Origin of the sequence: Myceligenerans salitolerans, from assembly GCF_017349295.1 — a bacterium.
Taxonomy (GTDB): Bacteria; Actinomycetota; Actinomycetes; order Actinomycetales; family Cellulomonadaceae; genus Myceligenerans; species Myceligenerans salitolerans.
Genome location: NZ_JAFMPK010000025.1, coordinates 17846 through 28523 on the forward strand (window position 1 = coordinate 17846; position 10678 = coordinate 28523).

Annotated in this window: 8 protein-coding genes; 7 read left to right on the forward strand and 1 reads right to left on the reverse strand. The window is 75.7% G+C overall.

What is annotated here, in order from left to right; all coding sequences use genetic code 11:
- The first annotated feature begins 1 nt into the window (after position 1).
- Together J0911_RS04580 and J0911_RS04585 are read left to right on the forward strand one after the other, a co-directional pair.
- Positions 2–928 (forward strand): thiazole synthase, encoded by a 927-nt coding sequence (locus J0911_RS04580; RefSeq protein ID WP_207274285.1) that lies wholly within the window; start codon positions 2–4, stop codon positions 926–928.
- Positions 925–2304, forward strand: a complete 1380-nt coding sequence (locus tag J0911_RS04585; protein ID WP_207274286.1) for a ThiF family adenylyltransferase — start codon at positions 925–927, stop codon at positions 2302–2304. Before J0911_RS04580 ends, J0911_RS04585 begins: the two co-directional genes overlap by 4 nt.
- Here J0911_RS04585 and J0911_RS04590 read toward each other — a convergent pair.
- Positions 2196–5477, reverse strand: coding sequence for a TIR domain-containing protein (locus J0911_RS04590; RefSeq protein WP_207274287.1), 3282 nt, complete (start codon positions 5475–5477; stop codon positions 2196–2198). The genes J0911_RS04585 and J0911_RS04590 overlap by 109 nt on opposite strands.
- Before the next feature lie 180 nt (positions 5478–5657).
- On the opposite strand from J0911_RS04590, the gene J0911_RS04595 reads away from it, so the two are divergent.
- The 5 genes from J0911_RS04595 to J0911_RS04615 all read left to right on the forward strand — a co-directional run bounded on the left by J0911_RS04595 (position 5658) and on the right by J0911_RS04615 (position 10629).
- On the forward strand, positions 5658–5930 hold the full coding sequence (locus J0911_RS04595; RefSeq protein ID WP_207274288.1) for a hypothetical protein: 273 nt from the start codon (positions 5658–5660) through the stop codon (positions 5928–5930).
- 128 nt (positions 5931–6058) lie between these two features.
- Positions 6059–6940, forward strand: coding sequence for an AAA family ATPase (locus J0911_RS04600; RefSeq protein ID WP_207274289.1), 882 nt, complete (start codon positions 6059–6061; stop codon positions 6938–6940).
- A gap of 1 nt (position 6941) precedes the next feature.
- Positions 6942–8165 (forward strand): vWA domain-containing protein, encoded by a 1224-nt coding sequence (locus J0911_RS04605; RefSeq protein WP_207274290.1) that lies wholly within the window; start codon positions 6942–6944, stop codon positions 8163–8165.
- Positions 8158–9303: an XdhC family protein gene (locus J0911_RS04610; protein WP_207274291.1), complete on the forward strand. Its 1146-nt coding sequence runs from the start codon at positions 8158–8160 to the stop codon at positions 9301–9303. Before J0911_RS04605 ends, J0911_RS04610 begins: the two co-directional genes overlap by 8 nt.
- Before the next feature lie 9 nt (positions 9304–9312).
- Positions 9313–10629, forward strand: coding sequence for an endo-1,4-beta-xylanase (locus tag J0911_RS04615; protein WP_207274292.1), 1317 nt, complete (start codon positions 9313–9315; stop codon positions 10627–10629).
- Positions 10630–10678 lie beyond the last annotated feature (49 nt).

The following is a 10678-nucleotide window of genomic DNA, read 5'->3' on the forward strand; positions in this document are numbered from 1 at the left end:
CATGGGCACGACCTCCACGACCTCCACGACCTCCACGACCTCCACGACCTCCACGACCTCCACGACCTCCACGACCTCCATCGACGCGCCGCTGACCATCGCGGGGACCTCGCTCGGCTCGCGCCTGGTCTTGGGCACCGGGGGAGCGGCGAGCCTGCTCGCGCTCGAGGACGCGCTCGTGGCGTCCGGCACGGAGCTGACCACCGTCGCGATGCGGCGCGTGGCGCGTCCCACGCCCGGGGCCGCAGGCCCGGCCGCCACCGGCGACACCTCGATCTGGGGCCTGCTGGAACGTCTCGGCATCCGTCCCCTGCCCAACACGGCCGGGTGCTTCACCGTGCGGGAGGCCGTGCTCACGGCGCAGCTCGCGCGCGAGGCGTGCGGCACGGACTGGATCAAGCTCGAGGTCGTCGCCGACGACGTCACGCTGCTGCCCGACCCGGCCGGCACCGTCGAGGCCGCCCGCATCCTGGTCGACGACGGCTTCACCGTGCTGCCCTACACCAACGACGACCCGGTCACCGCCCGCCACCTCGCCGACGCCGGCTGCGCGGCGGTCATGCCGCTCGGGTCACCGATCGGCTCCGGGCTCGGCATCGCCAACCCGCGCAACATCGAGGCGATCGCCGCCGCGTCGCCCGTGCCGGTGATTCTCGACGCGGGGATCGGGACGGCGTCGGACGCGGCGCTCGCGATGGAGCTCGGCTGCGACGGCGTCCTGCTCGCCACCGCCGTGACCCGGGCGGCCGACCCGGTCCGCATGGCCCGGGCGATGCGGCTCGCCGTCGAGGCCGGGCACGACGCCGCCCACGCGGGCCGGATGCCCCGCCGCGAGCGCGCGCTGGCCTCCTCCCCGGCCGACGGCCGGGTGGCGGTCGGCGGTGCGACGGGCCCGGACGCACGCGACAACCTGGACCTGGCGCTGTGACGGGGCAGACGCCGGGGACGACCGCGCCGCTGGTCGAACCCGCCGAGGAGCTGACCCGCGACGAGCTGGCGCGGTACGCGCGGCAGCTCGCGCTGCCCGGCATCGGCGAGGACGGGCAGCGGCGGCTGCGGGCCGCGCGGGTGCTCGCCGTCGGCGCGGGCGGGCTCGGCAGTCCCGCGCTGCTGTACCTGGCGGCCGCGGGCGTCGGTACGCTCGGCATCGTGGACGACGACGTCGTCGAGACGTCCAACCTGCAGCGGCAGGTGGTGCACGGTGAGCGGGACGTGGGCCGGCCCAAGACCGCGTCGGCCGCCGACGCCGTCCGGGCGGTGAACCCGCACACCGACGTCGTGGAGCACCGGGAGCGACTGACACGTCACAACGCGCTGGACGTCCTGGGCCGCTACGACCTCGTGCTGGACGGGTCCGACGCGTTCGCCACGCGCTACCTCGTCTCCGACGCCGCCGAGATTCTCGGGCTGCCGTGCGTGTGGGGAGCGCTGCACCGGTTCACCGGCCAGGTCTCCACGTTCTGGGCCGCGCCCCGCGCCCGTGCGGAGGCCGCCGCGCCGGAAGGGGTGACCTACCGTGACGTGTTCCCGGTCCCGCCGCCGCCCGGTGCGTCACCCGACTGCGCGACGGCCGGTGTCCTGGGCGCGGTGTGCGGGACCGTCGGCACGATCATGGCGACCGAGGCGGTCAAGCTGATCACCGGCGCCGGGCGGCCGCTGCTCGGGCGGCTCGCCGTCCACGACGCCCTCGACGGCACGTGGCGCACGCTCACCGTGCGGCGCGACCCGGACCGTGCGCCGGTCACGGAGCTCCTGGACGCCCGCGAGGGTGGCGGCGCCGATCCGTACGCGCTGTTCTGCGGGGCGGGCCCGGCCGGGCGTGACGTGGCGGCCCCCGGCGCCGCGGCACACCCGGAGGAGACCTCGGTGACCGAGCTGGTCGCGGCGCGGGAGCGCGACGCCGCCACGCTCGTGCTCGACGTGCGGGAGCCCTGGGAGTCGCGGACCGACCCGTTCCCCGGGGCACGGCTGATCCCGTCGGGGAACTTCACCGGCCCGGGCGCCGGGCGCAGCGTGTCCGCCGTCGCCGGGTGGGCGGACGGCGGCGTGGTCCACGTGCTGTGCGCGTCGGGCGTCCGCTCCGCGCGGGTCGCGGCGAGGCTCCGCGAGTCCGGGATCGACGCCCGGTCGGTCACGGGCGGCATGCGGGCGTACGCCGGCCCGTCCCGGCGGTCCGGTGGCGGGGGCGCCCCCGCTCAGGGAACGGCCGGTGCGGAGCTGACCGGCGGGAACGGCGGGGGCGCGAGCCGGTTCTCCGGCACGAGCAGGCCCGGGTCGGTGAACGTCGGCAGCCCCTCGGTGTAGACGATGCGGCAGCGCGGAGGGGTGTGGCGCACCCCCAGGCGGCCCAGGTCCTCGGGCGTGAGCGCCGGTGCCGCCGAGACGCACGCCTGCCGCAGCATCGTGTCCTCTTGCTTGTCGAGCGCGCGGCTGATGGTGACCCCGTGCTCCTGCACCAGCAGGAGCCGGCCGTGCGCGGCGTACACCGTCCCGGGGTCCGGCTCCGTGCCGGCGGTGCGCAGGCTGGTCGCGATCGTGCCGACCCGCGCGCCGGACCGGATGTCGAACAGGGCGAGCAGCGGCCCTTCGTTGCGCACCACCAGCCCGGGCTCCGCCAGCACGGCCAGCACGTCACCGTGCGAACCGGGCGACAGGAGCGGCAGGAGCGGGCCGCCCTCGGCGACCGCGCCCGTACGGACGGAGCCGTCCTCGGCCAGCGCGACCAGCAGCGGACGCGCGCCCTCGCTCCCCGGCGTCGCGGGAACCAGGTGGACCTGCGCCATGGCCCCGCCCCGTACCTCCCAGCCGGGTACCGGGCTCGTGAGGTCGAGCACCCGCAGCGACCGGCCGCGCGGCGCGACGGCGAGCCAGTGGCCGTCGTCGTCCACGGCCACCCGCCCCCGCTCCTCCCACGGCGAGGCGATCAGCGCGCCGATACCCAGCTCGTCGGGCACGTAGCGAGGCGTCTTCGTCAGATCCGGGTCGAGGAGATAGACCCCACCGGTGGAGTCCACGAGCACCAGATGGTCCGCCGCCCGGTGGGCGCCGACCAGCACCGGGCAGACCGACTCCGGATCCTCCAGCCGCCGCGGGAGGCAGCCCTCGGTGTCGAAGGTGGTGAACGCGGTGTGCGCCTCGCGCAGGTGGGCCCGGAACTCCGGCAGGGGCTCCGCGGGTGGGTCGAGCGTGCCGCCCGGACCCGGACGGAGCGCGTCGGTGCTGCTGATCCAGGCCCGGCCGTCGGACGCGACCAGCAGCAGGTCGCCGTCGTCGCGCTGCGTCGTGCGCGCCCGCTCCGGCGACGGCGTGAGCCAAACCGGGAGCACGCGCTCGCCGTCGTGCAGGCCCGGAACCTCGACCGTGCCCTTCTCGTGGACCTGGACGGTGCCGTCCGGCCAGGAGAGGGCCGTCGTGGCCGCGTGCTCCGGCAGCCGGTCCCCCGAGCGGGAGGCGACGACGGGCGCCGCGGCCGGGTCGTCGGCGATGCCGGGCGGGAAGTCCATGTCGCTGCTCTCCCGCGTGGTGCGCCACAGGGACAGCGTCTCGCCGTCGGCGGCGACCACACGGTCCTCGGGAGCGAGCACGACCAGGGCACCCGGTGCGGCCCCGGTGAGGTGCCAGGTCCGCGTGCGGGGCCACAGCATGTCGCGCGGTGCGGTGCAGGCGACCAGCCCGTCGTCCGTGCGTACGAGGGCGCGGGCGCCGGCGTCGTCCACCGCGGCCAGTTCCGGGTCGCGCCAGCCGAGCGGCACCGGGCACGACATGGTGTCCGGGACGCCGTCGTCGGCCCGGGTGAGCGGGTGGTGGAGCCTGACCCGCGTGGCGGTACCGGTACCGGTCAGCCCCGCCCAGGTGGTGAGCGACGGCGCCGGGATCGTGCCGGCCGGGGCGGGGTCCGGCGCACCACCCGGGGCCGGTGCGAGGGTGTCGAGGCTCAGCGTGCGGGACTCGCCGGTCCGCGGGTCGGCGACGACGACCCGGCGGCTCGCGTCCGCCCGCAGGGCGCCCGCGGCGACGTCCACGGCGACGGCGCGGACGGCGTCGTCGGGATCGTCGCCGGCGGTGCAGCGCGAGGCGGGGCTGGCGAAGAAGGCATGCGTGCGCGCGGCGACCGTCCGGAGCCCGAGGTCGCCCTCGGGACCGCTGAGGGCGACGCGCAGGAGCTGGTGCGTGGCCCCGCCGGGACACGTGCCCCGTGTCTCGTAGGCGACGAGGAGGGCGTCGCCGGAGGCGGTGACCGCCACGGCCGTGGGGTCGAGGCGTTCGTCGTCGGCCACGTCGAGGAGCGGGCGGTAGAGGCGCACCAGCTCACCGTCGTCGGCGAGCGGGCCGGCGTCGTCGGAGAACCTGCCGAGGATCACCCCCGCGGCGTCGATCGCCGCGACCACGCGCCCGTCGTCGCTCCCGGCGACGGCGCTGGTGGTCGCCAGGCCGGGATCCGGGAGAGTGACGCCCGCGCCGGGCAGGATCTCCGGGTCGCCGTCGTCGGGGTTCCAGCGCAGGAGCCCGCCCGTGGCCGTGCGTCCCACCGCGCCGGTGCCGGTGGCGGCCAGCGCCGTCACGCCCGGGGTGTCCACGGTGCGCAGGAGGTGCTGGTCGTCGGTCGGCGTGTCGAGCGTGGCGGTGAGGAAGGCGTGCCGGGTCTGCGTCCCGGGCGCGCGGTGATACGCCTCGGCCGCGAGGTACTGGGCGAGGTCGGGGTTCTCCGCCCGGCTCGCGTGCGACGCCGCGGCGAGCAGGTGGGCGTCGCTCTCGTACGACGAGGCCGCTTCCCGTTCGGCGGAGTGGCTGGCGAGCGCGCCGTTCACGACCGAGAGAGCGAGCAGCACCGACAGGGCGGCGGTGAGCGCGCGGGCGCGGCGGTTGAGGTGGCGTTGCGCGGTGATGTGCGCGCTGAGGACGTCCTCCTTGGCGGCGTTGCGCAGCGGGGCGGCCAGCTCGGCGAGCGCGTTGGGGAGCTCGGGGTGGTTGCTGCGGCCGGGGTCACGCCGCGGACCGCGCAGGTCGACCCAGCGGGGCTCGCGGTCGAGGTGCTCGACCAGGGCGGGCGGCAGGGCGGTGGTCGCCTCGGCGTCGATCCGGCCGGCAGCGTGGTCGAAGACGATCTCGCCGCTCGTCAGGGCGATGTAGACGGTGTGGATGCTGCGTTCGGCGAGCCACCAGCGCACCTCCTTGTCGACCCATTCCGACGCGGCGGCGCCCGGAGAGGCGAACACGATGAGACGGTCCGAGGCGGCGAGGCAGTTCTTGATCTCCAGCCACAGATGGGGGTGGGCCGCGAGGCCCGAGCGGTCCACGAAGAGCCTCAGGTCACGATCGTCCGACGGGCCCGCCGCGCCCTTGCCGAAGCCGCGCAGCATCGCCTGGACGCGGGGCACGAAGTCACCCTCGGCGCTGCGGCTGTAGGAGAGGAACGCGTCGTAGTGCTTGCGGCGAGGTCTGGCGGGCGGGGTGGCTGGGGGGACGTGGTCCGGCATCGAGCTCCCTTGTTCGACCCCAAAGAGGATATAAGGGAAATCGATGGCGGCGCCGGATTCCACGGCCCCTGTCCCGGCCGCCGGGGCGAGCGCCGACCGCGGGCGCGTCAGATCCCCGTAAGAAGCGCATAACCAGGCCGTAAGGGTCGTTCGCGTGCTCCGCGCCATAGCGTTGGGGGCATGAAGATCACCCGGAGCCGCCGTGTCGCGGCCGTCGCCCTGTCCGCCCTCACCGCCGCCACGCTGCTGGCCGGCTGCAACGACTCCGAACCCGCCGAGGACGACATGTCCCCGACGAGTACGGAGGAGATGTCCGACGGCGAGATGTCCGAGGACGAGATGTCCGACGAGGAGATGTCCGACGAGGAGATGTCGGAGGACGAGGACATGGGGAGCGAGGACTCCATGGACGACGAGAACATGGACGACGAGAACATGGACGGCGACAGCTGACCCGTACCGGGCCGCGGCGCGGCCGACCTCCCGACGGCGGGACCCGCTCCCGGGAGGTCGGCCGGCCTCCGGGCGTTCACCGGTCCGGACGCCACGACCGCCGGGCCGCCACACCGTAACCTGAACGGATGAACTCACCCGAGGCTCTCGCGGCAGCACTGGGGGAGGCCGGATACCTCGCCGACGAGGAACTGGCGACCGTGGCGCACCTCGCCCGGGCGATGGAGCGTCCCCTGCTCCTGGAGGGGGAGCCGGGCACCGGCAAGACCGCGCTCGCCGAGGCCCTGGCCCGAACCGGCGGCGCGCCCCTGATCCGGCTGCAGTGCTACGAGGGCATCGACGCCACCCAGGCGCTGTACGACTGGGACTTCGGCCGGCAGATCCTGCACCTGCGCACGCTGGAGGCCGCAGCGGCGTCGTCGGACCGGGCCGGCCTCGAGGTCGAGACGACCGAGCGCTCCCTGTTCGACGAGCGGTTCCTCCTGGCCCGGCCCGTGTTGCAGGCACTGCGGACCACCCCCTCGGTCCTGCTGGTGGACGAGATCGACCGCGCCGACGACGAGTTCGAGGCGTTCCTCCTGGAGGTGCTGTCGGGCTGGACGGTGACGATCCCGGAGCTCGGCACGATCCGCGCCACGACACCGCCCACCGTCGTCCTGACGTCGAACCGCACGCGCGAGCTGCACGACGCCCTCAAGCGCCGCTGTCTGTACCACTGGATCGACCATCCGGACCTGGAGCGGGAGGTGGCGATCGTGCGGGTCCGCCTGCCGCAGGTCGCCGAGACGCTGGCCCGCCAGGTCGCCGGCTGCGTCCAGCGGCTGCGCGGGGAACCGCTGCTCAAGCCCCCGGGGGTCGCCGAGACGCTCGACTGGGCGCGCGCCCTGGAGCGCCTCGGTGCCACGACGCTCGACCTCGACGCCGCGTCCCGCACGCTCGGCGCGGTGGTGAAGTACCGCGAGGACACCCTCCGCGCACGCGAGGCACTCACCCGCATCCTGGCGGCCTGACATGCGCGACGACGATCGGGGGGCGGTCACGGTGAACGCGGAGGGCGGGCACGGCGCCGAGCAGGTCCTCCTCGGCTTCGCCCGGGCCCTGCGCGCGGCGGGCGTCGCGGTCACCCATGACCGCGCCACCGCGTTCCTGCACGCCACCTCTCTGCTCGGGGCGGGCAGCGGTGTCGCCGCCTACCGCGCGGGCCGGGCGACGCTGTGCGGAGGGCCGGACGACCTGACGCGGTTCGACCAGGTGTTCGCCGCGTGGTTCGGGGCGACGGCCGTCGGCCTGCCGCTGCCGCGCGCCGGGACGGGCACGGGCGACGGCGCCGCGGCGTCGACCACCGTTCCCGCCCGCACCGGCGCGGCCACGGAGCCCTCCACCGCCGTGCTCCCGTCCGGCCGCGACGCCGCACCCGCCCACCCCGGGACCGCGCACCCCGGGACCTCGCGGACGCCCGGCGTCGTCCCCGTGCTCGCCGACGACCGGGAGATCCTCCGCCGTCGCGACATCGCCGGCCTCACCGCGGCGGAACGCCGTGTCCTCGCCGCACAGCTCGCGGCCCTGCGTCCCCGTCCGCCGCTGCGCCGCGCCGCCCGCGCCGTGCCGTGGCGGCGCGGGCGCCCGGACCTGCACCGCACCCTGCGCGCCTCGCTGCGCCGGGCGGGCGAGCCCGTCCGGGTCGAGCGGCGCCGCCGGGCCCGGGTGCCGCGCCGCGCGGTGCTGCTGGTGGACGTGTCGGGCTCCATGCGCCCGTACGCCGAGGCCCTCCTCCGCCTCGCGCACGCCGTCGTACGGTCGGCACCGCCGTCCCGCGCGGAGGTGTTCACACTGGGCACACGCCTCACCCGCGTGACCGACGCCCTGCGGGCCGCCGACCCGGAACGGGCACTGGCCCGCGCCGGCGAACTCGTGCCCGACTGGGCCGGCGGCACACGGCTCGCCGAGGCGCTCGCCGCGCTGACGGACCGGCACGGTGCCCGGCTGCGCGGGGCGGTGGTCGTGATCTGCAGCGACGGCTGGGAGCGCGGCGACCCGGCGGAACTGGCCGCACGTGCCGCCCGGCTGCGTCGTCTCGCCCGTGCGGTGATCTGGGTGAACCCGCACCGCGGCAAGGCAGGCTACCGGCCGGTGCAGTCCGGGATCGCGGCGGTACTGCCGCACGTGGACCACTTCCTCGCGGGGCATTCGCTCGCGACGTTCGAAGAGGCGCTGGAGGTGCTCGCGCATGCGTGACGTGCTCGACGAACTGCTGGCCTGGTGGCGCGACGGCCACGCGGTCGGGATGGCCACGGTCGTGGCCACGTTCCGCTCGGCGCCGCGTCCCCCCGGTGCCGCCATGCTGGTGGGCCCCGGCCCCGACGGCGCGCCGCCCGTCGCGGTGGGCTCCGTGTCCGGCGGCTGCGTGGAGGGCGCGGTGTTCGACCTGGCGAGCGACGTGGCCAGGACCGGCAGGCCGGTGCTGGAGCGGTACGGGATCTCCGACGACGACGCGTTCGCCGTCGGCCTCACCTGCGGCGGGATCCTCGACGTGTTCGTGGAGCGGGTCGACCCCGCGGGGTTCGGCGACCTCGGCGAGGTCGCCGCGGACATCGCCGCCGGCCGCCCGGTCGCGGTGGCCACCGTCGTGGAGCACCCGGACGAGCGGCTCCTCGGCCGCCGGCTGGTCGTCCGGCCGAGCGGCCCGGCCGGCGGCCCGCAGGTCTCGGGAAGCCTGGGCGGCGAGCGCCTGACCGGCGCGGTGGCCGACGACGCCCTCGGCCTGCTCGCCGGCGGGCTCAGCGACACCCTCACCTACGGGCCGGACGGCGAACGTCGGGGCGAGGGCTGCCGGGTGTTCGTCTCCGCCCACGCGCCGCGCCCGCGGATGCTCGTGTTCGGCGCGATCGACTTCGCGGCGGCCACGGCACGGATCGGTGCGTTCCTCGGCTACCGGGTCACCGTCTGCGACGCCCGGCCGGTGTTCGCCACCGCGACACGCTTCCCCGACGCGGACGAGGTGGTGACCGACTGGCCCCACCGCTATCTCGCCGCCGAGGCGGACGCCGGCCGGATCGACGAGCGCGCGGTGATCTGCGTGCTCACCCACGACCCCAAGTTCGACGTACCGGTCCTGGAGCGGGCGCTGCGCCTGGACGTGGCCTACGTCGGGGCCATGGGCTCGCGCCGCACGCACGAGGACCGCCTCGCCCGGCTCCGGGACGCGGGCGTCCCCGACGGCGCCCTGGCGCGTCTGCACAGCCCGATCGGTCTGGACCTGGGCTCGCGCACACCCGAGGAGACGGCGGTGAGCATCGCCGCGGAGATCGTCTCGGCGCGCTGGGGCGGCTCGGGCCGGGCACTGACGACCACGCGGGGCCGGATCCATCACTAGGGTGCCACCATGACGTCGTCGTCCCTCTTCACTCCGCCCGTGACCCACCGGCCCGACCCCTCGCTCGCCCACCGGCGCGCGCGGGCGCACCTGACCCTGCACGGCCCCGACGGCGAGGCGCTCGCCGACCGGGACGTCGTCGTGCGGCAGACGCGGCACGCGTTCTGGTTCGGGTGCATCGGGTTCGACCTGGTGGACCTCGCGAACGCCGACTCGCGCGATCCGGGGTACGACCAGCGCCTCGCCGACGCGTGGCTCGGCGTCTTCAACCAGGCCACCCTGCCCTTCTACTGGGGGACGTTCGAGCCCGCGCGGGGCACGCCGGGAACCGCGCGGCTGCGCCGGGCCGCGGAGTGGTTCGCGGAGCGGGGCGTCGCGGTCAAGGGCCACCCCCTGGTGTGGCACACGGTCCAGCCGGGATGGCTGCTGGACGTGGCCCGCGCGGGCGGCGACGCCGTGACCGGCGCCGGGCTCGCCGAGGTGGAGCGGCTGCAGCGCGAGCGCATCCGGCGGGACGTGGCCGACATGGCGGGCGTCATCGACACCTGGGACGCGATCAACGAGGTGGTGATCATGCCGGTCTTCACCGCGGAGGACAACGCGATCACCCCGCTCGCCCGGGCGCGCGGACGCGTGGAGATGATCCGGATGGCGTTCGAGGAGGCGCGGGCGGCCAACCCGTCCGCGACCCTTCTGTTGAACGATTTCGACATGTCCACGGCGTACGAGTGCCTCATCGAGGCCGTGCTGGAGGCCGGCATCCGCATCGACCGGCTCGGCCTGCAGTCACACATGCACCAGGGATGGTGGGGCGAGGAGAAGACGCTCCGCGTCCTGGAGCGCTTCGGGCGCTACGGCATCCCCATCCACCTGACCGAGACTACGCTGCTGTCGGGCGACCTCATGCCGGAACACGTGGTGGACCTCAACGACTGGCAGGTCGACGAGTGGCCCAGCACGCCCGAGGGCGAGGCCCGTCAGGCCGAGGAGCTGGAGGCGTACCTGCGGCTGCTGCTCGCGCACCCGAACGTGGAGGCGTTCACCTACTGGGGGCTGAGCGACCGCGGCATGTGGCTGAACGCGCCCGGCGGCCTGCTGCGTGCGGACGGCTCGCCGAAGCCGGCCTACGAGCGTCTCCGCGACCTCGTCCGTGGCGAGTGGTGGCTGGCGCCCACCCCGCTGCGCACGGACGCCGGCGGGCGGGTGGACGTGACCGGCTTCCTCGGCGACTACGAGCTCTCCCTTCCCGGCGCGCCGGGCGGCCCGGCGCTCCCCTTCTCCCTCGACGCTCCCGGTCCCGTGGAGCAGACGCTGCGTCTGACCTGAGCTCACCTGTGGCGGATCACGGTCGCCCCGGCGTACCGTGATCCGTGTC